This window comes from Falsochrobactrum ovis, from assembly GCF_003259955.1.
Lineage (GTDB): Bacteria > Pseudomonadota > Alphaproteobacteria > Rhizobiales > Rhizobiaceae > Brucella > Brucella ovis_A.
In genome coordinates this window covers 42,521-62,668 of the sequence record NZ_QLMK01000004.1, presented here as the reverse complement: position 1 = coordinate 62,668, position 20,148 = coordinate 42,521, and the positions used below count along the sequence as shown (strand labels likewise).

Genomic DNA, 20,148 nt, shown 5'->3' with positions numbered 1-20,148 from the left:
ACTGGCGCAAACTCAAGACAAGCCCTATATAGGCTTTGGCGAACTGCGCTTCCCGACAGGAGTTTTAGCATCCCCGGGGCCTTATTGATCTCTAAGGGAGCTGTCCCTGTGAGGGCTCGTGGGCCTTCGCATATGGCGCCCACCTACTTTGTAGGTTCCCGGGATCAATCACATCCATCGGTCGTCGTGGTCGCCACCTTGTTCTTTTAGCGGTATTATCTGATTTTCGACTTCTTTATTGTCCGGATGGCGAAAGTGGCCGTAAAACTATTTTCACTTTTTCTGTCATGCTTTAAGAGTGGCATTGTCGGGAATTGGAGTTATCGCAATGGCGCAGGCGGATGTAAGCCGCATTAAGGATAAGCAGACGCTTAGGCGGGAAGTTTTAGCGCGACGCGATGCGCTTGACCCGCGCTATCGGTTTGAGGCATCACTCGCCGCGGCCAAGACGGCGAATGAATCAATAAATTTTCCCGATAATGCGATTATCGCAGGATATTGGCCGATCCGCTCTGAAATGGATCCTCGGCCGCTTCTCACTGCCTTACGCGATAAGGGCGCGAGACTGTGCCTGCCAGTGGTGCTTGATCGCGAAACCATAGCATTTCGTGAATGCCTGCCGGATGCAGAGCTTGTGCCGACGGGTTTTGGCACTATGGGGCCAGATGAAACGGCTCCGCTGGTTGATCCTGTGGTGATGCTGATGCCTTTGGCGGGTTTTGATAAACGCGGACATCGGCTTGGTTATGGTGCAGGGCATTATGACAGAGCCCTAGCCCGATTTGCCGAGCGGAAGCTGGAACCGCTTTTGATTGGCATGGCATTTGATTGCCAGGAGATTGATTACATTCCCAATGAGCCCCATGATATCGCACTTCACCAGTTGCTGACCGAGAGTGGCTTGCGTATTTTTAATCAAGACTGATAAAGACCAGATATGAGATTACTTTTTCTTGGCGACATGGTGGGCAGATCCGGGCGCACCGCAGTTTACAATCAGCTCCCGGGCATGATTTCTGATTTCAAGCTGGATTTCGTGATTGTTAATGGAGAAAATGCCGCTGGCGGTTTCGGTATCACGGAAGAAATTTTTCACGATACGATCCGTGCGGGAGCCGATGTGGTCACGACCGGAAACCATGTATGGGATCAACGTGAGGCGTTGGAGTTTTCCAAGCGTGAGGATCGTTTTTTGCGGCCAGCCAATTTTCCCAAGGGTACAGCCGGAAAAGGCGAGGGGCTATTTATAGCCCGGAATGGCGCGCGTATCCTTGTTTCCAATATTATGGGGCGGGTGTTTATGCATCCCGATCTCGATGATCCTTTTATGGCAGCAGAGAGGATCTTGGAAGCCTGCCCACTCGGTGAGCAAGCAGATGCGATATTTTTTGATTTCCATGCGGAAGCCACCAGCGAAAAACAGTGTTTTGCCCATTTTGTCGATGGTCGTGCCAGTGCAGTAATCGGAACGCATACCCATGTCCCCACAGCAGATAGCCAAATTTTGCGGGGTGGAACCGCCTATATGTCGGATGCAGGCATGTGCGGGGATTATGATTCTTCGCTTGGTATGGACAAGGAAGAACCTTTGAACCGTTTTCTCTCGAAGGTACCCAAACGGCGGTTTGAAGCTGCCAATGGCGAGGCGACGATTTGCGGGGTAGGGATTGAGATTTCGGACCGGACCGGACTTGCGGAAAAGGTAGCACCTTTGCGCTTAGGGCCAAGACTTGCAGAATCTATTCCTGAATTTTGGCGCTGATTTTATGTGGCTGGGGATTGAGCGCGGCTGAGGCGAGCAACTATCGAAACAACATCTCTAAATAAAACCGTCCAATCTGGGCGGTTTTTATCAATCCAAAATCACGCGAACGCCGGAGTAATTCTCATTCACCGCGATGTGTGTACAAAGCGCGGACCATTCACATCCGCCACAGGCGTCTCGCAATGTGCCATTGGCAAAGGCGGTGCGCATTTTCTTTAATAGCTCAGCCGTCAGCGAAAGCCGAGTTCCGGCTTTAAGCTCTCTTGTCAGAAGATTAGATACTGCCTCAAGCGCAAGTTGGTCGCGATTGACTACAGTTTCCTCCAGGCAATGGCAGTCAGACGCGCATAATAAGGGCTGACAAATATCATCCGGGCCATCAACCAAAAGGATGTCTGCACCCGCTGACAGTTGCCCGGCAATTGCGTCGTAATTTTCGACGAATGCCGGGCTATAGCCTTTGCCGATATAAGTCAGCATACAGAGCAGATGGTGGCCACGAAGCCGCACCGTCATAGCTTGGGCAGTTATGATTTTTTAGGTGCGGCGGCTTTCAGAATGGCTGCGCCGAGGGCGGACTTGATCAGAGCTCCGGCGAGAAATGGTGTGACGCCAAAAGCGACTGCTTTTTCCATGCCAATTAGGCCCGAAAGCCACAGTGCGCCAATTGCAAGGCAAACAAGATTGGCTAGTAAGAATGAGATGAAGGCAAGACCAACGCGATTGCCGTTCCAGCCGTGTTCGGCCAGATATCCGGTCATGGCTGCGATAATTGGAAATGCAGCCAAATAGCCGCCGGTGGGGCCTGCAAAATGCACAAATCCGCCTGCGCCGCCAGCTAGGACCGGAAGGCCGATCATAGCTTGGCCCAGCCATGCGAGCACGGTGGCGAGCCCAAGGCGCCAGCCATAAAGAGCGCCGATCAAGGGCACGATGAGCGTTTGCAGCGTGATCGGAACCGGGATCATCGGAACTTCGATCTGCGAGGACAGTGCAAGAATCAAGCTACCAAAGGCAACGGCGCCAATTTTTAACGCAGCTGACCGCGATTCAAGATGAAGTGGGCTGAAGCTGGGGCGTGTGGGGGAAATGCTCGTCATGCTGTCCTCAAATTATAGATAAAATTTAGATTCGATCTATATAATAATTAAAAGAAGCGGCATTATTTGCAAGCGGGAATTTTTATCGTTAAAAATTTCGGCTTTCCAAATGAAAATTAGCTCCTTTATCGGCCCAGAATGGTCGCATTGATGACAATTGAAAAAATGGGCTTCCGTTTGCGGAAGTATGGGACTTTTCTTGCTGGAAAGTTTGGACCAAATTCAGCTTTGGTAAGAATGCTCAGCCGACAATAGCGAAGGAATCGCGTGTCTTTCCTGATGCGGTCTTTATGGGGCGATGGCCGATCCACTGCACATGTCGGGCGAGAATAGTTGCTGCTTGATCAATATCATTTTGTCTTAAGGCCGTCAGGATTGCGCGATGATCATGATCGGTACGCGTTTCCCATTCTGATCGCCAGGTAGCGAATAAAAAGCGAGCGCTTGCAGCATGTAAATCCTCAATAGTCGCAAGCAATCGCGGCATATTGCAGGGATCGAGTATCAGACGGTGAAAACGGCGGTTGGCTTCTTCCCAGCTTCTGACGTCTCGGGACTTATCCCCCTCAAGAGTTGCTTCTTCGGCGGCATCGAGTGTAGCGCGGGTGATATGAGGGGCTGCATGTCGCAATGCCAATACTTCAAGTGCGGCGCGCATTTCTGCGACCTCGCGAATTTCGCTTATGTCAAACGAAGCAACGCGCACTCCGCGACGGGGTTCTGAGACGGCTAATCCTTGGGCTTCAAGTCTGCGAAACGCTTCACGCACAGGGACATGACTGGTTTCAAACTCGGCTGCGATATGGTCCTGCCGCAGCTTGGTGCCAGGTTCAATATCGCCGGCAATAATGCGATCCGCAAGGATGCGGCTGATACGGGCGGCTATGGTTTCGCTTTGTGGTTCATTCATGCGCTGGTTCATGGTTTGGTAGATAATCTCTTTTCGTGCTCTAGGTCGAGGGCAGTTGACATTATTGACAGGGAAAGGTGTAACTCTGTGCATATGCTGGACGAATGACGCCCAATTCCTTATAACGCGCGCATCTGCACGGAAAGCATGGTGGCCGTCAAACTGGGCCTGCCCCAATTTTATGGACGCTTCCACCGTGCGTTTATTTAAACGGAACAGGGGTGTTATGGCTGGCCATTCACAGTTTAAAAATATCATGCACCGCAAGGGACGCCAGGATGCTGTGCGTTCTAAAATGTTTTCCAAGTTGGGACGGGAGATTACCGTCGCCGCAAAGCAGGGGCTTCCCGACCCTGCGATGAACCCGCGCTTGCGCCTGGCCATTCAGAACGCCAAAGCTCAATCTATGCCTAAAGACAATATTGAGCGGGCGATTAAAAAAGCTGCGGGCAATGACAGCGAAAATTATGATGAAGTGCGTTATGAGGGCCGTGGTCCTGGTGGCGTTTCGGTTATCGTTGAAGCACTGACAGATAATCGTAACCGCACAGCTTCCAATGTTCGGGCTGCGTTTACCAAGGCGGGAGGAAGTTTGGGTGAAACCGGTTCGGTTTCCTTCATGTTCGACCGCGTCGGCGAAATTATCTACAAGGCCGATGTGGGCGACGCCGACACTGTGATGGAGGCTGCGATTGAGGCAGGCGCGGACGATGTGCAATCGGGTGAGGAAGAACATGTCATCATTTGTGCATTTGAAAGCATTGGTGATGTTTCCAAATCGCTAGAAGCCGCACTTGGCGAAGCCGAATCGATCAAGACCGTTTGGAAGCCCCAAATCAATACTGAGCTTGATGAGGAAAAAGCGCGTTCGGTGCTCAAATTACTCAATGCGCTTGAAGATGATGATGATGTTCAGAACGTCTACACCAATTTCGAGGTGAGCGACGAAATTATGGAAAAGCTCAGTTCCTGAATTCTTCTATCATATAGAAAACTCCCGGCTCACACCCGGGAGTTTTTATATGGTGTCTTGTAATAAAAAACCCTGCCGAAGCAGGGTTTTTAAATCGATGGAGCAAATCTTAGATGCCAAGATTGCCGAAACGGTTTTTGAACTTGGTGACACGGCCACCGCGGTCAACCAGAGTCTGCGAACCACCGGTCCATGCTGGGTGAGTGGTCGGGTCGATATCGAGATTCATCGTATCGCCTTCTTTGCCCCAGGTTGAACGGGTGAAATATTCGGTGCCATCGGTCATCACCACCTTGATGGTGTGGTAGTCGGGGTGGATATTGGCTTTCATCTTCTCGATCCTGAAAATCTGGGGTGAAAGTAACGGTTCTTGTAGAATAACTGCGGCACTTCCGCCCTATGGCAGATATGAAGACCCGTTACTTGCAGCAACGGCTTCCAAAAGGGTTGGCGAGCCTATACATCACGCGCAGAGTAATAACAAGGGTTCAATCTCAAGAATGGCGAGCAGGGGCGCTCAAAAACGCATGAATCTCCGCATTGAAACACAGCAAGACAGGGAAACACAGCAAGGAGTGGATGCACCGCAAGGGGTGGATGCACAGCAAGGCCGCAAGCGATCTTCTCTCAAACCGCTGAAGCGAATGATTCCGTTCCTTATCCGTTATAAGGGGCTGGTGGCAGGCTCGCTGTTTTCTTTGGTGCTCGCCGCTGTCACGACACTTGCCGTACCTGTTGCGGTGAGGCGGATGATTGATCACGGCTTTTCGGGCGATGATGCGGCTTTTGTAAATAACTATTTCGTCATGTTGGTGCTGCTGGCGCTGATGCTAGCGCTCGCATCTGGTTTGCGTTATTTTTTTGTGATCTCGTTGGGAGAGCGTGTTGTTGCCGATCTGCGCAATGCGGTTTTTTCTCACGTAACAACTTTGTCGCCAGAGTTTTTTGACCGCTCGCAATCGGGCGAAATCGTTTCGCGATTAGCTGTCGATACGACGCAAATCAAATCTGCGGTGGGGGCAACCGCATCGGTGGCTTTGCGTAATATTATTCTTGGTGTTGGTGCGCTGATTATGATGATCGTCACCAGTCCAAAACTGTCGGCTTTGGTTATTGGTGCGATTCCTTTAATTGTGATCCCATTGATTGCGTTTGGACGTTCGGTGCGGCGCCGATCACGGCGGATGCAAGATCTCATTGCTGATGCCAATGCTTATGCGGGTGAGCAGATCGGAGCGATGCGCACTTTGCAGGCATTTACCAATGAAAATATGGCGGTGGGACGGTTTAGGCGAGCAGTAGAAAAAGCCTATCAGGCGGCTCAGTCCTCGATCAAGGCGCGATCTGTTCTGACAGGTTTTGCGATTTTCCTGATTTTTTCGAGCGTCGTTGCGGTGCTATGGTTTGGCTCGCGAGATGTTCTGTCGGGTGCGATGACGCCGGGAACACTGGGGCAGTTTGTTCTTTACGCCGTTTTCGCGGCCAGCGCATTTGGTGCGCTTTCAGAAGTGGGTGGAGAGCTTGCGCAGGCGGCAGGTGCGACGGAGAGGCTTGCGGAAATTCTAGATGAATCCCCGACAATTATTATGCCGGCGAATCCAAAAGCGATGCCTGAACCTCCACGCGGCGAAGTGATATTTGACAATGTTGTTTTTTCTTACTCGTCGCGTCCGGATGCACCGTCACTCAAAGGCGTGAGTTTCAAAATTACACCGGGCGAAACTGTCGCGATTGTTGGACCTTCGGGTGCTGGTAAAAGCACGATTTTTTCCCTGTTGTTACGCTTCTACGATCCGCAATCTGGTCAAGTTCTCATTGACGGGGTCGCATTGCCTGAAGCAGACCCACAGGCTGCACGTGATCGAATTTCGATAGTTCCACAGGATGTTGAGATATTTGCGACTTCTGTGCGCGAAAACATTGCCTTTGGAAAAGCTGATGCGAGCGACGAAGAAATTGAGGCTGCCGCAAAAGCTGCTTTGGCGCATGATTTTATTATGGAGCTAGAAGCGGGATATGAAACAGAAGTCGGCGAACGCGGCGTTGTGCTTTCCGGTGGGCAGCGTCAGCGAATCGGTATAGCGCGCGCTGTTTTGCGGGGTGCACCTATCCTGCTACTTGATGAGGCCACATCGGCGCTGGATGCGGAAAGCGAAGTGTTGGTGCAGAAGGCGTTGGAGCGTTTGACGCAAGGACGAACAACGCTTGTTGTTGCGCACAGGCTTGCAACGGTGCTTAAGGCAGATCGCATATTGGTGTTGGATAAGGGCAGAATTGTTGAAGAGGGGACGCATCGCAGTCTGGTCGAAAAGCAAGGACTTTATGCCCGGCTAGCCAAGCTTCAGTTTGAAGCCGGTGCGGATGCATTTTTATAAATGTTATTGAAGGGCTTGAGTTGAATGCCCTATTGAAGAACGGTTTGGAAGACCGAAACCTATCGTTCTGTCAGCTTAAGCTCGATACGGCGGTTGCGTGCTCTTGCATCGGCACTATCTTCATTATCAAGCGGTTGATATTCGCCAAAGCCAGCCGCAACGAGCCGGTGAGCAGGCACGCCATTGGCGATCAGGTGTTTTACCACCGCTGTTGCGCGCGCCGACGATAATTCCCAATTGTCACGGAAACGCCCGGTGCCTGATAGAGGCACTGTATCCGTATGTCCGTCTACGCGCAGCACCCAATTGATATCGTCTGGTATTTCCTGATTGAGGACAATAATTGCGTCCGCCAATTTCTTCATCTCGGCCATACCTTCAGGGTTGAGTTCCGCTGACCCTGTTGGGAATAAAACTTCGGACTGGAAGACAAAACGGTCGCCTACAATGCGAATATTTTCTTTGTCGGATAGGATTGCACGAAGCCGGCCGAAGAAATCGGAGCGATAGCGATTGAGCTCCTGAACGCGTTGCGCCAAAGCCACATTGAGACGCCGACCAAGATCGGCAATTTTTGCGTTTGATTCGCGATCACGGAGCTCCGAGGCATCGAGAGCATCTTCTAATGCTGCAATTTGGCGCCTTAAGGCAGCGATTTGCTGATTGAGCAGCTCAACCTGAGAAAGAGCCTGTGCGCTTAGTTGTCTTTCGGATTCGAGATCCTGCGAAAGTTCTCCCACCCGCTTCTGGGCTGCGGCTCCGGCGCCGGTACCCTCGCTTAAAAGCGATTGTAAACGTGAGCGCTCACTTTCTGCGGTGAAAAGCGAGGCTTGAAGATTTGCGATCGTATCCTGCAAATCTTGGGCATTGCTGCGCTCCAGGGATAGAAGCTGTGTAAGTTCTTGGATCTGGCTGTTAAGCCGTGCAAGCGCAGTGTCTTTGGTGTCGACGTCGCGGCTGAGTAGAAATTGCGCTAACACAAAGACTGTCAGCAAAAACATGATTGCCAATAGCAATGTGGTCAACGCATCGACAAAACCTGGCCAATAATCAACATGGCGTTGCGGTCGGCGGTTTCGAGAGAGAGCCATGAACTATATTACTCCGAATGCGAGCGGTTATTCTTTCGCTCAGCAATGGCAGCAGTCAATCGATCAAGAGTAAGTCTGATCGCTTTTTGCTCCTCAGCTTGTTTTTCAACCCAGTCGCGCATGATTTGCTGTTCATTGCGCATGCTTTTCACGAGGCCTTGAATTCCTTCGGCAAGATTGGCGAGCGCAGCACTTGTGCGGGGGGAGGAGCCATCATTGGCCTGAAAATTCTGCAGTTTATCGGCAAGAATTCGGATGTCTTCGGAGTTGCCGAGATCAGATTGGAGATCTGAGCCGAGATCTGTAACGGAGGACAGCCAGTTTTCTAATTCTGTATAGAATCTGTTTTGGGCGCGTCCTGCTTGCAGATCCAAGAAGCCAAGAATAAGCGAGCCGGATAAGCCGAAAAGGGATGACGAAAACGCCGTTCCCATTCCGGAAAGCGGTGCATTTAGCCCGGTTTTAAGCGAATCAAGAATATCAGTGGTGCTACCAGAGCCGGGATCGAGCGACTGGATAGTGGAGCCGATTGAGCCAACGGTTTCTAGAAGCCCCCAGAAAGTTCCCAGCAGTCCTAAGAAAACCAAAAGGCCAATCAAATAGCGCGAGATATCGCGGCTTTCATCCAATCTCGTCGCGATGGAATCGAGGATTGAACGCGTTGAGGCTGGCGAAAGAGCCATAAATTGCCTGCGCCCTATCAATGCACGCATGGGAGCTAGGAGTATTGGAGCTGGGGAAGGGGTTTCCTTGTCGCCATGTCGGAATGAATTGACCCAGCGTATTTCTGGCATCAGACGTAAAACCTGACCAAAGGCGAGCAGAATACCAACCAGAAGCACACCTAAGATCAAGCCATTTAGCCCGGGATTGGTAACGAAAAATGTATGTATCTGGCGCATCAAAATCGCTGCCAGAAAAGCAATGATTATGAGAAATATCACCATAGATAGAATAACAATTCTCGGGCTTGTCAGGCGATAAGGGTCATAATCCGTTCCCCTGTCCAGTCGTTCTCCTGAAAGTCTTAAATCGCTCATCCGTTCCGCTCCATGGATATGCTTTTGGTTGGGAGCGTAACGTATTCTTTCCTGTTACGGTATGGGTTTAACTAGGTTTGACGAAACTTTGTGGAAAAACACGCCAAGGAGACGTTCCTTAATGATGAAATATGAGTTCATCCGGCGATTGCTTGAGTGTTACATTCAGGTCAGAGAACCGTAGATATGTGTTATGAATAAGTAGCGTGCAGACTTGGTGAAATTTTATCTATATAAGTCATATATTGTATTATATCATGGCGAATATTGTAATATTTCGTTTTAATAATCTCATTAATTATGAAGATACTTAATAATTGTAGGCATTAGTTTGGGATTTTAAAATTGATTCAAGTTTGCCAAAATAAGAGCGTAAAGTGAAAACAATATAGGACTTATTTTATGAGTGGTTTTTTAACAATTTTGACTTCAGTTCTGGCACCAATCGCAAAGCAGGCTGTTGTCTCTGCCGGCCATGAGCTTGTTGATTACTTGAATATGATTTTAAGCTAATAATTGCTTTGCGATAATTATAGACAAGTAAAAAGGTCATGCCAGAAATGGCATGACCTATTTTTATTGTTATTGCTTTGTTAGATGGGTTTTTTAAGTGTCTTTAGCAGGGCACGGTGGATAGGCTCGTTGCCGGCTACAATGGTTTTGGTTTCAAAAACTTTCTGGCCACCAGATTTATCTGATACGAAACCGCCACTTTCTCGAACCATGAGCATGCCCGCAGCCAGATCCCAGGGGTTCATGTCATCTTCCCAAAAACCGTCAAGGCGTCCAGCGGCAACATAGGCCAGATCCAGTGCAACTGCGCCCATACGACGGATGCCTGCCGTTTCCGCCATGACGTTGCGTAGCTCGACGAGATACTGACCGTGCTTTCCGCGACCTAAATGGGGGATGCCAGTTCCAATGACCGAATCAACCAGCTTGGTGCGCGCAGCGACGCGAAGGCGTCGGTCATTCAGGAATGCGCCTCCGCCACGTTCAGCGGTGTAAAGTTCGTCCATTGCTGGATTGAAAATAACCCCTGCAACGATCTGACCCTGGCGCTCCAGGGCAATTGACACAGCAAAAATTGGAATTCCGTGCAGGAAGTTGGTCGTACCATCTAAGGGATCGACGAGCCAACGGTGCTGACCGTCTTTTGATTCGATCTCGCCTGATTCTTCCATCAGAAACCCGTAATCCGGACGGGCGCGACTCAGCTCTGTATAGATGATCTTTTCGGCTCTTTGATCTGCCTGACTAACATAATCGCCGGGACCTTTGAGGGAAACCTGAAGATTCTGAACCTCACCAAAATCACGGGCGAGACTGCGTCCGGCCTTCATGGCGGCCTGAACCATTACATTGAGGAGGGCTGAACGAGCCATACTGAACGTCCTTCAAAACTGAGTATCTGAGAAAGAACTGTCGCAATACCCACTTATGGGAACGGACAGCGGTGTCGATAAGGACACCGCATATTTAATTATTGAGCCTTATTTACTTATTAGGCCCGGGTTTACTTATTACACTTGGCCACGCGCTTTAGGAGGCGCGGCTGACATAGGTTATTTCGTTGGTATCGACGATTATGCGCTCGCCTGCTTCGATGAATGGCGGAACAAGAATGCGGATACCGTTTTCAAGCACAGCTGGCTTGTATGAAGAAGCGGCGGTTTGTCCTTTGACGACCGGGTCTGCTTCGGTAATTTCGAGGGTAACCTGATCTGGAAGACGGATGCCAATTGGCTTTTCTTCGTATAGTTCAACGGTCACCATCATGCCGTCTTGCAGGAACGCTGAGCGATCGCCAACAAAGTCTTTTTGCAGTTCCAGCTGTTCGTAGGTTTCTGTGTCCATGAAAATCAGGGCATCACCTTGTTCGTAGAGGAACGAAAAATCCTTCTGTTCCAACCGCACACGTTCCACGGTTTCAGCCGCGCGAAAACGCTCATTGAGCTTTGTACCATTGATGAGGTTTTTGAGCTCTACCTGATTATAAGCGCCGCCCTTGCCTGGCTTGACCGCATTGGTTTTGACTGCAACCCACAAGCTGCCATCGTGTTCGATGACGTTGCCGGGGCGGATTTCGTTACCATTAATTTTCATTAGCTTCATCCGGAAATAAATGTGAAACCGCTCGCGGCCAGATGTTTTGGAACGAAGGCATCGGGTTGCGCCTGATTGTTCTGTTTACTAAGGCCACGGTAATCGGGTTTCCAAGACCACAAAACGGCTGTTTGCGCAAGCCTAGCCACTCAATCCCGTCGATTAGAGCGTAAAAACCCGCCCGAATCTAGCGCACGCGTTGGTTGTTGGCAATTTCGATCGCCTGTTTGAGCTGATCGTCGGAAAGTCCGTCCATCAAATCATTGAGATCGGCTGCACGAAAACCTGCGCGCTGTGCGATAATATACCATGCCGCAGCTTTTACTGTATCACCTTCTGTGCCGATACCATCGCGATAGAGGCGTGCAACCCAGGCCTGAGCGGCAACAGTGCCGCGATGGGCTGCTAAGTTTATCCAGCCAAATCCCTGTTCATAGTTACGCTCACCGCCGCGACCCTTGATCAGCCACTGCCCTAGGTCAAATTGGGCGGTATCGTAGCCTTTTTGTGCGGCGCGAAGCAGATATTCGCGAGCCTTTGCGTCGTCGCGCGTTATTTTGTTGCCGCCATTGGCATAAATCTGGCTCAATGCGTATTCCGCATCAGGGAGTCCTGCCTCTGCCGCTTTTTCGAACCAAGAAAATGCTGCGTCAAGTCCAGCTTTGCCCGGCGTATTGACCATAAGTAGCTGCCCATAATTGAATTGCGCCATGGCGTTGCCGCCTTCGGCGGCCTTTTTCATAAGCTCTTCAGCTTTGGTAGTATCTTTTTTGACATATTCGCCCTGAAGCAGGAGCGCTGCATAGCGAAATTGCGCTTCCGTTATACCTTGTTCAGCGGCTTTGGCGTACCAATGGGCGGCTTTGGTTTGATCTGCGGGGACACCTAGACCGCGCGCATAGATTTCCGCCACCAAGGTCTGAGCTGCTGCATCACCTCGTTCTGCCCGAGGCATAGCAAGGTTGAAAGCCGTTAGATAAAGGCCGCGTTGATAGGCTCCAAATGCTTCATCGGGGGGAGTATCGCCAAATCGAGCCGGATCAATTGCCGGCATTGGCTCGATAGAGGCTGGTTGGGGCAGCATATCAGATTTTTGCGACGGTTTGCTGCCCTTCGCACTTGCAGCTCCTTCTTGATCCATTGGCTCTGGTGCTGCTGATGCCCCAGAGAAGGATGCAGCGAAAAACAGAGTGAAAGCGAGAAGAAGTCTACTCTTCATGGGGGCAAACCTTGGGAACTTAAAGCGCAAAGCGCGGTGCATGTTCATCAAGCATCCGGTTGGCGTCGGCTACAGTCTGTGCTGGATCATCTGATTCAAAAACAGCTCGTCCCAAAGCCACAAAATCAGCCCCGGTTTTTGCAGCTTCCTTGATGCTTTCCAGACTACTACCAGCCTGTGCAATGCAGGGGATCTCAACCAGTTCCGACCACCATTCAGCTAAAGCGAGATTGCGGGGATGGGCATCGGCTTTTGTATCTGCGCCGATCTTGCCGAAGAATATATAATCTGGTTGCAACTCGCCAATTTCTAGCGAAGCATGGCGCTCGCGCAAGTTACCCGCGCCAACGATCAAACGGGGCGAGTGTTTTTCCATCGCTTCTGCTACTGTGGCAAAATTCCCTTCGATGTGAACGCCATCTGCACCGATGCGGCCCGCAATTCGGGTGTCGTTCAGTATGATCGCAGCCGCACCTTTGGCTTGAATAACAGGGATTGCTTTCTGGGCAGAAGCCTGAAATGTGGCCTCATCCAAAGTTCCTGAATCAAGAATGACGCTCGCAACATCGCCGCCTGACAGAGCGGCTGCAAGCAGTTTTGCCAGCATATCACCATCTGCAAGCGCAGGCGCGACAAGCAGAATGCGGCAATGTTCAACTTGAGGAGCGGCGGAAGCGTTCATGATACTGACCTAACGAAAAATAATGATCGAATTCGGGCATAGAGCAACTGACGATCATTGAACAGCCCTTCTGTGAGGGCATGCATTCTACCATTATGTTTTAATGTGGAACTAAAGTTGATTGGAACCAACCCAGATTTGCCAGATTTAACAGTTATATAGGCCATAATCAAAGCCGCATTTGAAGCGGTGTATGTTTAAACAGGCAGGCGAAATGACGACCGAGATGGCTAAAAACTTGCCGAGGCAACGGGACACGCGCATTGATGTATTCAGGGCGCTGGCTTTGTTGACGATCTTTATCAATCACGTCCCCGGGACGATCTATGAGCATTTCACTCATAAGAATTTGGGATTCTCTGATTCCGCAGAAGCTTTTGTACTAATTTCTGGGATGGCTGTGGCTTTGGCTTATGGCCATAGGTTCGGGCCCGGCGAACGTCTGCTGTCGTCGTTAAAAATGTGGCGCCGTGCTGGTGTGCTGTATGTAGCGCATTTAATGACGACATTGGCAACAATCGCCATATTTGCGTCTGCTGCGATTTTCCTCAAGCACCCGGAATTCCTCAATAAGATTAATATTCGTCCGCTAATTGATCAGCCAGCGGAAGCGTTGCTAGGCTTAGTGACCCTCGGACATCAACTGGGTTATAATAATATTTTATCGATGTATGCGGTGGTTTTGATTCTGACCCCGCTGATGATGCTGGTTGCGCGTATTAGCTTGCCCCTGATGGTCGGTCTGTCCGGACTGGTTTGGTTGTTATCTGGGATTTATCGTATCGCCCCCGGCAATTATCCAAATGATGGAGTGTGGTTTTTAAATCCGTTTTCCTGGCAGTTTCTGTTTGCTATCGGAATCGCTGGTACAATGCACGTCCGCCGAGGCGGCAGGATTTGCGCTCACCCGGCCTTGATTGGCGTTGCCGTGGGTTATCTCATTCTTTCTTTAGCTTGGGTGCGCATTCCGTTATGGGGAATCAATATTTCCATGGGTATGCCGGCTGTGCTTACCGGTTTCGATAAGACATTTTTGTCGGTTCCGCGTTTGCTGCATATTGTAGCGATTGCTTATCTTATTGCCGTTGTGCCGACGCTCAACAGTATTGCGCGAACCTCGCCGCATAATCCGTTAGCGATCTTGGGCAAACATTCACTTCCGGTTTTTATTGCAGGAACCTTGCTCGCTATGGTGGCGCAAGTGATGAAACTCGTTAATCCAGGGGGATTGCCTTATGATACTCTGCTCATTGCAACGGGTATCGTGATGCAATTCACACTTGCCTATTATTTAGAATGGTTGCCAAGCATTGGATGGGGGAAAAGGGCCGCAGCAAAACCAACTCCTGCTGCCGCAGTTTCAATACCTGTTCCGGCAATGTCTCCCCTTCAGGCAAAGACATCACTGTCAGCTAACCCGCCACTTCCAGTAAAGTCACCCATTCCGGTTAAATCGGGGCACGCGGCCAAAGCCAAACATGCTTGATTATTCTGCAATAAGGCTGTCAGCGCTTTCCAGCGAGTAGGCGGGTTTAGATTAACTGGAATCTTAACCCTTTGTTAATCTTAATGGCTTTAACTATTAATTATCCAGTTCGGCTGGATTCTTACCGAGTGGTTATAGCCGCTCTGTTTGACGCCTCCCTGTTAAACTCCGAGAGCCGCCAACGCGGCTCTTTTTTTGCGCAGCGTTGTGATCTCTGGGGTCATCGCTTGGGGCCATACCCTGTGACTGCCTCTAGCGACCTCCTCTTTGCGACCGCGCTTGCGCCCCACTTGTTTTTCTTCTGAAGTCAATAAGACCTATCGAATATTAACCGAACGTTAAACATAACCTTGCGCGACAGTGCATGAAGGTGCAGTTTATAGTGGATGCAATCGATCTTGCTGTTTCGCCCTTCCGGGCTTTGTGATGGAACAACAATTCGATGAAAATTTACTCCCACATCATACTGGGAGCGGTTACAATTGATCGTGAACGGTCAAGTAGGGTGGCAGAGAGTGATTAGCGAACAGGGAAATATGTCGGGAAATATGATCAGCCTCGCTGAGCGGATGGTCTTTTCCGATTCCTTTAAGCCAATTTATAGCGAAGGCATGGATATGGTCGAGGAAGCGGCAAGCTATCTTGACGGCGAGGGGCGTGACAATGCACGCAGTCTCTCGTCAGTGGCCGCTACTCTCTATGCAGCCGAATCGATGCGATTGACGACGCGTTTGATGCAAGTTGCCTCTTGGCTGCTTTTGCATCGCGCCGCCCGCAAAGGTGAAATGTCGCGACAGCAAATAGCCGCAGAAAAGGCTAAGATCCGGCTTGATACGCCATCAGCGGGCCAAATGGCGCCGGGCTGGGAAGAGCTCCCTTGGCAGTTCGTTGAACTGATCGAACGATCGCTGCGCTTGCAGGCGCGTGTGCGCCGCATGGATCGTAATGTTTATGGCCAGACAGTTTCGATGCAGGACCAAGACGGCGTAAATCCAGTGTCAGAGCAGATTGTTCTGCTAAAAACTGCGTTTGGTGCAGCATAAATATAGTTTGCACAGGTGATGTGCCTGTGCAAATGCAATGATGTTTCTCTTTTGTTCACTTTTATGGTGTCATCTTGTCCTGTCTAGGATAGGGTGCACATATGAAAGAAACGATTCGCATAATTGGTATTGATCCGGGGCTGCGCCGCACGGGGTGGGGCATTGTCGAATCGCTAGGGAATTCGTTGCATTTTATTGGGTCCGGAACGATCACTTCCGATGCCAAATTGGATCTGGCCTCGCGGCTTTGCCAGTTGCATGAAGGGTTGGCTCGTGTGCTGCATGAATATGTGCCGCATGAAGCAGCCGTTGAACATACTTTCGTCAATAAGGATGCGACCGCGACATTAAAATTGGGGCAGGCGCGTGGAATTGCTTTGCTTGCCCCCGCTCAAGCTGGTCTGCCGGTTGCTGAATATGCACCCAATGCGGTCAAAAAGGCGGTGATTGGGGTTGGACACGGCGAGAAACAACAAATTCATATGATGGTAAAAGTACTGATGCCGCGGGCTTCGTTCGATTCGAGCGATGCTGCCGATGCGCTGGCTATTGCCATTTGTCATGCCCATCACCGACAAAGCATCGTAAGCGCACGCCGTTTGCAGGCATTATTGGCAGGATAGGGAGCAAAATGATCGGTAAGCTTAAAGGCGTGGTTGATGAGATTGCTGATGACCACGTCATTATCGACATACATGGCGTGGGCTATGTCGTAATTTGTTCTATACGCACATTGAACAATATAGGGAGCGTTGGAGAGGCTGCAACGCTGTTCACAGAAACCTATATGCGTCAGGACGTCATTCGCCTTTATGGTTTTGCGACTAAGCTTGAACGGGAGTGGTTCCGTCTGCTTCAAAATGTTCAAGGGGTTGGAGCGAAAGTTGCGCTTGCCGTGTTGGGGACTTTATCGCCATCAGAGTTGGCTAATGCGATTGCGCTTCGGGATCTAGCGATGGTTTCGCGTGCGCCGGGGGTAGGCAAGAAAGTTGCAGAACGGATTGTCACCGAACTGAAAAACAAAGCACCGGCATTTGCTGGTGATGCTAGCGGGACAATTGGCCTTAAACAGGAACTCGGTGAAGGGGCCGCTTCTGCTCCGGTGGCGGATGCGGTTTCAGCTTTGGCTAATCTTGGCTATTCGCGAGATCAAGCAGCCAATGCTGTTGCTGCCGCGTTGAAGGATGCTGGCGAGGGAGCGGATTCTGCTAAGCTCATCCGGCTTGGGTTGAAAGAATTGTCGCGTTGACCTGCTTGCGTGAATGTCGGGTCCGTGCGAGGAAAATGCCATGAATGATCGCAATCCTCTTTTAGAAGCTGATAAGCGCGGAGATGACGCTGATTCGACCTTGCGGCCGCAAACGCTTGACGATTTTGTGGGGCAGGCGGCGGCGCGTGCTAATCTGAAAGTATTTATCGAAGCCGCCAAGACACGGGGCGAGGCGCTGGATCATGTGCTTTTCGTTGGGCCGCCCGGGCTTGGAAAAACCACTATGGCGCAAATTATGGCGAAAGAGTTGGGGGTGAATTTTCGCTCTACTTCTGGGCCAGTAATAGCAAAAGCCGGTGATCTTGCAGCGCTTCTGACCAATCTTGAAGATCGTGATGTGCTATTTATCGATGAAATTCATCGTTTAAGCCCAGCAGTCGAGGAAATCCTTTATCCGGCAATGGAGGATTTTCAGCTTGATCTCATCATCGGCGAAGGTCCGGCAGCGCGTTCGGTGAAGATTGATCTGGCTCGATTTACCCTTGTCGCAGCGACAACGCGTTTAGGGTTGTTGACAACACCATTGCGTGACCGTTTCGGCATTCCGGTACGCCTCAACTTTTATACGGTTGAAGAGCTTGAATATATCGTTCGGCGGGGCGCGCGCATCATGCAAATGGGAATTTCGCAGGATGGCGCGCAGGAAGTGGCGCGACGATCCCGCGGTACGCCGCGTATTGCCGGCAGATTATTGCGACGGGTGCGGGATTTTGCGCTGGTTGCCGGTGCTGATGTCATTGATCGTAAGATCGCCGATGAAGCTTTATCGCGGCTGGAAGTGGATAGTCGGGGCTTTGATCAGCTCGACCGGCGCTATCTTGATATGATCGCCAGAAATTTTGGTGGTGGTCCGGTCGGCATTGAGACAATTGCGGCAGGGCTTTCGGAGCCACGCGATGCGATTGAAGATATTATTGAACCTTATCTGATCCAGCAGGGTTTCTTACAAAGGACACCACGAGGACGGGTTTTGACGGCAATCGCCTGGCAACATATGGGATTGCCCGCACCGACTGATCTTGCGCAAACGCAGATTGGCCTTTTCCTCGAAAATGAATAACAAGCGAATGAGACGATTATGATTGAAGCGGTTTCGGGCGCGCTTAGAGATAATGCGCATTATCTATATGCGCGTATTTATTATGCTGACACGGATTTTTCCGGCTTCGTTTATCATGGCCGGTATTTAGAATTCTTTGAGCGCGGGCGTACGGATTTTCTGCGCCTTCAAGGGGTGCACCATATTGATCTTGCCGCAGGATCCCTCGGAGATGAGGTTGTATGGGTGGTGCGGCGGATGGAGATCGATTATCGCTCACCCGCTAAGATGGACGATTTAATCGAAATTGAAACGCAGGTTAGTGAAATTCGCGGCGCTAGGGTGATAATGGCGCAAAAAATCCGCTGTGAGCAACGTTTGCTTTGTGAAGCCAAAGTTGAAGCGGTGATGATTACCAAGGATGGGCAGCCTCGTCGGGTGCCCGATGCATGGCGAGATGCATTTTTGAAGAATACATAGAATTTTTGCGAATTTCGCGCTTCATTTGTTTCTATAATCGAGAAAAATGCGTCCATTTTTGCAAATGCTAACGCATCTTTAACCATAATAATCCAGAAATAAGGCTGACGGAATCGGTTGAAAGGCGGGCTTCTAGCGCAGCGCCTTCCTTTCACCAAAATTAACCGTAACAAGCCTTGGAGATTTAATGAACAATCCGGCCATGGTGGTTACGGCTTCAGGATGAGCACATATTTTAGTGAATGTGCGAGAGCCTGGTAATCAAGCTGCGCAATTTACGGCGTCTATTTCAAACGCTGTACTAATAACTTGCGATGCCGCCCGGTCATGAGGCCGGGCGTTTGGATTCGAGGACGGTGGACTGATGGAAAATGTTGCGTTAGCGGCCCCGGCCGCCGATGTTACCCTCTGGGGCCTGTTTATGCAGGCGGGCTGGGTGGTCAAGCTGGTCATGATTGGCCTGCTTGTCGCGTCGGTCTGGACCTGGGCTATCATAATAGATAAAACGATTGGGTATAACCGCACGCGGAGGTCGTTGGACCGGTTTGAACATAATTTCTGGTCCGGTCAGTCGCTAGAGGAACTTTATCGCAATTTGAGCGAGCGGCGCACCACAGGCATGGCCTCGATTTTCATGGCGGCGATGCGGGAATGGAAAAAATCCTTCGAAAAAGGTGCGCGTTCACCAATCGCCTTGCAGATGCGTATTGATAAGGCAATGGACGTGGCATTGGCACGCGAAAATGACAAGCTTGAATCTCGTTTGGGCTTTCTTGCGACCATTGGTTCTGCCGCGCCTTTTATCGGTCTTTTTGGAACGGTCGTTGGGATTATGACTTCCTTCCAAGCCATTGCCGCATCAAAAAACACCAACTTGGCGGTTGTGGCACCGGGGATTGCAGAAGCGTTGCTGGCAACGGCAATTGGTCTTCTGGCCGCGATTCCTGCGGTTATTGCTTATAACAAGCTATCCGGTGATGCGAGTAAAATCTCAGCGCGGCTCGAAGGCTTTGCCGATGAGTTTTCGGCCATATTATCGCGACAGATTGATGAGAAGCTGACGCCGCGCAGCTAAGCGGCCACTCTCGCTCCAATTAAGTTCTTGGGATGTTGCAATGGGTATGTCAGTTGGAAATCATGGAATGTCAGGCGGACGCCGCAGACGCGGGCGTAAGAAAGCGTTGATGAGCGAAATCAACGTTACGCCTTTCGTGGATGTGATGCTGGTGCTGCTGATCATTTTTATGGTTTCCGCACCGCTTCTCACCGTGGGCGTGCCGATTGATCTGCCCGATACACAAGCTAAAACAATGAATGCTGATACACAGCCGATCACTGTTTCGGTCAATAGTGAAGGCCAAGTCTATTTGCAGGAGACCGAAATCCCGATTGATGAAGTGGTTGCTAAGCTCGAGGCCATCGCCAAAACAGGGTATGAAGAGCGTATTTTCGTGCGTGGTGATAAGGCTGCCGATTATGGCACTGTGATGAAAGTCATGGCACGTATTTCCGCCGCCGGTTTCAAGAATATCGGCCTTGTGACACTCCAGGAGCAGGATAGCTGACGCC

Annotated in this window: 22 protein-coding genes and 1 other RNA gene; 13 read left to right on the top strand and 10 right to left on the bottom strand. The window is 50.5% G+C overall.

Annotated features, from left to right (window positions below; genetic code table 11):
• Nucleotides 1-37: 37 nt before the first annotated feature.
• The 3 genes from ssrS (at nt 38) to C7374_RS07595 (ending at nt 1,762) form a co-directional block, all read left to right on the top strand.
• Nucleotides 38-196, top strand: a non-coding RNA gene (gene ssrS, locus C7374_RS07605) — 6S RNA.
• 132 nt (nt 197-328) lie between these two features.
• Nucleotides 329-925, top strand: a complete 597-nt coding sequence (locus tag C7374_RS07600) for a 5-formyltetrahydrofolate cyclo-ligase (protein ID WP_111575029.1) — start codon at nt 329-331, stop codon at nt 923-925.
• Nucleotides 926-937: 12 nt separating this feature from the next.
• A complete protein-coding gene (locus tag C7374_RS07595) occupies nt 938-1,762 on the top strand; it encodes a TIGR00282 family metallophosphoesterase (RefSeq protein ID WP_111575028.1) in 825 nt (274 codons plus the stop codon).
• A gap of 90 nt (nt 1,763-1,852) precedes the next feature.
• Here the strand turns inward: C7374_RS07595 and C7374_RS07590 are convergent, their stop codons facing one another.
• The 3 genes from C7374_RS07590 to C7374_RS07580 all read right to left on the bottom strand — a co-directional run bounded on the left by C7374_RS07590 (nt 1,853) and on the right by C7374_RS07580 (nt 3,787).
• Nucleotides 1,853-2,281, bottom strand: coding sequence for a DUF1284 domain-containing protein (locus C7374_RS07590; RefSeq protein ID WP_111575027.1), 429 nt, complete (start codon nt 2,279-2,281; stop codon nt 1,853-1,855).
• Nucleotides 2,282-2,292: 11 nt separating this feature from the next.
• Nucleotides 2,293-2,865, bottom strand: a complete 573-nt coding sequence (locus tag C7374_RS07585; RefSeq protein WP_111575026.1) for a biotin transporter BioY — start codon at nt 2,863-2,865, stop codon at nt 2,293-2,295.
• A 241-nt stretch (nt 2,866-3,106) separates the two neighbouring features.
• Nucleotides 3,107-3,787, bottom strand: coding sequence for a GntR family transcriptional regulator (locus tag C7374_RS07580; RefSeq protein WP_210205096.1), 681 nt, complete (start codon nt 3,785-3,787; stop codon nt 3,107-3,109).
• A gap of 214 nt (nt 3,788-4,001) precedes the next feature.
• Between C7374_RS07580 and C7374_RS07575 the strand changes: the two genes are divergently transcribed.
• Nucleotides 4,002-4,748: a YebC/PmpR family DNA-binding transcriptional regulator gene (locus tag C7374_RS07575; RefSeq protein WP_111575024.1), complete on the top strand. Its 747-nt coding sequence runs from the start codon at nt 4,002-4,004 to the stop codon at nt 4,746-4,748.
• Nucleotides 4,749-4,857: 109 nt separating this feature from the next.
• Here the strand turns inward: C7374_RS07575 and rpmE are convergent, their stop codons facing one another.
• Nucleotides 4,858-5,079: a 50S ribosomal protein L31 gene (gene rpmE, locus C7374_RS07570; RefSeq protein ID WP_111575023.1), complete on the bottom strand. Its 222-nt coding sequence runs from the start codon at nt 5,077-5,079 to the stop codon at nt 4,858-4,860.
• A 196-nt stretch (nt 5,080-5,275) separates the two neighbouring features.
• Here rpmE and C7374_RS07565 point away from each other — a divergent pair, with 196 nt between their 5' ends.
• On the top strand, nt 5,276-7,123 hold the full coding sequence (locus tag C7374_RS07565) for an ABC transporter transmembrane domain-containing protein (RefSeq protein ID WP_111575022.1): 1,848 nt from the start codon (nt 5,276-5,278) through the stop codon (nt 7,121-7,123).
• A 59-nt stretch (nt 7,124-7,182) separates the two neighbouring features.
• Here C7374_RS07565 and C7374_RS07560 read toward each other — a convergent pair whose 3' ends face one another.
• The 6 genes from C7374_RS07560 to C7374_RS07535 form a co-directional block, all read right to left on the bottom strand.
• Nucleotides 7,183-8,214: a peptidoglycan -binding protein gene (locus tag C7374_RS07560; protein ID WP_111575021.1), complete on the bottom strand. Its 1,032-nt coding sequence runs from the start codon at nt 8,212-8,214 to the stop codon at nt 7,183-7,185.
• An 8-nt stretch (nt 8,215-8,222) separates the two neighbouring features.
• On the bottom strand, nt 8,223-9,254 hold the full coding sequence (locus tag C7374_RS07555) for a flagellar motor protein MotA (RefSeq protein WP_111575020.1): 1,032 nt from the start codon (nt 9,252-9,254) through the stop codon (nt 8,223-8,225).
• A gap of 593 nt (nt 9,255-9,847) precedes the next feature.
• Nucleotides 9,848-10,639, bottom strand: a complete 792-nt coding sequence (locus C7374_RS07550; protein ID WP_111575019.1) for an inositol monophosphatase family protein — start codon at nt 10,637-10,639, stop codon at nt 9,848-9,850.
• Nucleotides 10,640-10,796: 157 nt separating this feature from the next.
• Nucleotides 10,797-11,360, bottom strand: a complete 564-nt coding sequence (gene efp, locus C7374_RS07545; protein ID WP_111575018.1) for an elongation factor P — start codon at nt 11,358-11,360, stop codon at nt 10,797-10,799.
• Nucleotides 11,361-11,547: 187 nt separating this feature from the next.
• Nucleotides 11,548-12,501 carry a tetratricopeptide repeat protein gene (locus C7374_RS07540; protein WP_374850358.1) on the bottom strand — a complete coding sequence of 318 codons (954 nt, stop codon included), beginning with the start codon at nt 12,499-12,501 and terminating at the stop codon, nt 11,548-11,550.
• Between the two features lie 97 nt (nt 12,502-12,598).
• A complete protein-coding gene (locus C7374_RS07535; RefSeq protein ID WP_111575016.1) occupies nt 12,599-13,261 on the bottom strand; it encodes a thiamine phosphate synthase in 663 nt (220 codons plus the stop codon).
• A 214-nt stretch (nt 13,262-13,475) separates the two neighbouring features.
• On the opposite strand from C7374_RS07535, the gene C7374_RS07530 reads away from it, so the two are divergent.
• From C7374_RS07530 to tolR, 8 genes are all read left to right on the top strand, one after another.
• Nucleotides 13,476-14,747: an OpgC family protein gene (locus C7374_RS07530; RefSeq protein ID WP_111575130.1), complete on the top strand. Its 1,272-nt coding sequence runs from the start codon at nt 13,476-13,478 to the stop codon at nt 14,745-14,747.
• Nucleotides 14,748-15,283: 536 nt separating this feature from the next.
• Nucleotides 15,284-15,790: a protease adaptor protein RcdA gene (rcdA, locus tag C7374_RS07525; RefSeq protein ID WP_111575015.1), complete on the top strand. Its 507-nt coding sequence runs from the start codon at nt 15,284-15,286 to the stop codon at nt 15,788-15,790.
• Between the two features lie 101 nt (nt 15,791-15,891).
• Nucleotides 15,892-16,413, top strand: coding sequence for a crossover junction endodeoxyribonuclease RuvC (ruvC, locus tag C7374_RS07520; protein ID WP_111575014.1), 522 nt, complete (start codon nt 15,892-15,894; stop codon nt 16,411-16,413).
• A gap of 8 nt (nt 16,414-16,421) precedes the next feature.
• Nucleotides 16,422-17,039 (top strand): Holliday junction branch migration protein RuvA, encoded by a 618-nt coding sequence (gene ruvA / locus C7374_RS07515; protein ID WP_111575013.1) that lies wholly within the window; start codon nt 16,422-16,424, stop codon nt 17,037-17,039.
• A gap of 40 nt (nt 17,040-17,079) precedes the next feature.
• Nucleotides 17,080-18,120 (top strand): Holliday junction branch migration DNA helicase RuvB, encoded by a 1,041-nt coding sequence (gene ruvB / locus C7374_RS07510; protein WP_111575012.1) that lies wholly within the window; start codon nt 17,080-17,082, stop codon nt 18,118-18,120.
• Nucleotides 18,121-18,138: 18 nt separating this feature from the next.
• Complete coding sequence (gene ybgC, locus C7374_RS07505; RefSeq protein WP_111575011.1) at nt 18,139-18,579, top strand: tol-pal system-associated acyl-CoA thioesterase; 441 nt, start codon at nt 18,139-18,141, stop codon at nt 18,577-18,579.
• 364 nt (nt 18,580-18,943) lie between these two features.
• Complete coding sequence (gene tolQ / locus C7374_RS07500; RefSeq protein ID WP_111575010.1) at nt 18,944-19,654, top strand: protein TolQ; 711 nt, start codon at nt 18,944-18,946, stop codon at nt 19,652-19,654.
• Between the two features lie 40 nt (nt 19,655-19,694).
• Nucleotides 19,695-20,144: a protein TolR gene (gene tolR / locus C7374_RS07495; protein WP_111575009.1), complete on the top strand. Its 450-nt coding sequence runs from the start codon at nt 19,695-19,697 to the stop codon at nt 20,142-20,144.
• Nucleotides 20,145-20,148 lie beyond the last annotated feature (4 nt).

What these genes read in the sequence shown, in the direction of transcription:
- C7374_RS07600 (WP_111575029.1), top strand. Translation starts at nt 329, where the DNA reads ATGGCGCAGGCGGATGTAAGCCGCATTAAGGATAAGCAGACGCTTAGG.
- C7374_RS07595 (WP_111575028.1), top strand. Translation starts at nt 938, where the DNA reads ATGAGATTACTTTTTCTTGGCGACATGGTGGGCAGATCCGGGCGCACC.
- C7374_RS07590 (WP_111575027.1), bottom strand. Translation starts at nt 2,281, where the DNA reads ATGACGGTGCGGCTTCGTGGCCACCATCTGCTCTGTATGCTGACTTAT.
- C7374_RS07585 (WP_111575026.1), bottom strand. Translation starts at nt 2,865, where the DNA reads ATGACGAGCATTTCCCCCACACGCCCCAGCTTCAGCCCACTTCATCTT.
- C7374_RS07580 (WP_210205096.1), bottom strand. Translation starts at nt 3,787, where the DNA reads ATGAACCAGCGCATGAATGAACCACAAAGCGAAACCATAGCCGCCCGT.
- C7374_RS07575 (WP_111575024.1), top strand. Translation starts at nt 4,002, where the DNA reads ATGGCTGGCCATTCACAGTTTAAAAATATCATGCACCGCAAGGGACGC.
- rpmE (WP_111575023.1), bottom strand. Translation starts at nt 5,079, where the DNA reads ATGAAAGCCAATATCCACCCCGACTACCACACCATCAAGGTGGTGATG.
- C7374_RS07565 (WP_111575022.1), top strand. Translation starts at nt 5,276, where the DNA reads ATGAATCTCCGCATTGAAACACAGCAAGACAGGGAAACACAGCAAGGA.
- C7374_RS07560 (WP_111575021.1), bottom strand. Translation starts at nt 8,214, where the DNA reads ATGGCTCTCTCTCGAAACCGCCGACCGCAACGCCATGTTGATTATTGG.
- C7374_RS07555 (WP_111575020.1), bottom strand. Translation starts at nt 9,254, where the DNA reads ATGAGCGATTTAAGACTTTCAGGAGAACGACTGGACAGGGGAACGGAT.
- C7374_RS07550 (WP_111575019.1), bottom strand. Translation starts at nt 10,639, where the DNA reads ATGGCTCGTTCAGCCCTCCTCAATGTAATGGTTCAGGCCGCCATGAAG.
- efp (WP_111575018.1), bottom strand. Translation starts at nt 11,360, where the DNA reads ATGAAAATTAATGGTAACGAAATCCGCCCCGGCAACGTCATCGAACAC.
- C7374_RS07540 (WP_374850358.1), bottom strand. Translation starts at nt 12,501, where the DNA reads ATGGATCAAGAAGGAGCTGCAAGTGCGAAGGGCAGCAAACCGTCGCAA.
- C7374_RS07535 (WP_111575016.1), bottom strand. Translation starts at nt 13,261, where the DNA reads ATGAACGCTTCCGCCGCTCCTCAAGTTGAACATTGCCGCATTCTGCTT.
- C7374_RS07530 (WP_111575130.1), top strand. Translation starts at nt 13,476, where the DNA reads ATGACGACCGAGATGGCTAAAAACTTGCCGAGGCAACGGGACACGCGC.
- rcdA (WP_111575015.1), top strand. Translation starts at nt 15,284, where the DNA reads ATGTCGGGAAATATGATCAGCCTCGCTGAGCGGATGGTCTTTTCCGAT.
- ruvC (WP_111575014.1), top strand. Translation starts at nt 15,892, where the DNA reads ATGAAAGAAACGATTCGCATAATTGGTATTGATCCGGGGCTGCGCCGC.
- ruvA (WP_111575013.1), top strand. Translation starts at nt 16,422, where the DNA reads ATGATCGGTAAGCTTAAAGGCGTGGTTGATGAGATTGCTGATGACCAC.
- ruvB (WP_111575012.1), top strand. Translation starts at nt 17,080, where the DNA reads ATGAATGATCGCAATCCTCTTTTAGAAGCTGATAAGCGCGGAGATGAC.
- ybgC (WP_111575011.1), top strand. Translation starts at nt 18,139, where the DNA reads ATGATTGAAGCGGTTTCGGGCGCGCTTAGAGATAATGCGCATTATCTA.
- tolQ (WP_111575010.1), top strand. Translation starts at nt 18,944, where the DNA reads ATGGAAAATGTTGCGTTAGCGGCCCCGGCCGCCGATGTTACCCTCTGG.
- tolR (WP_111575009.1), top strand. Translation starts at nt 19,695, where the DNA reads ATGGGTATGTCAGTTGGAAATCATGGAATGTCAGGCGGACGCCGCAGA.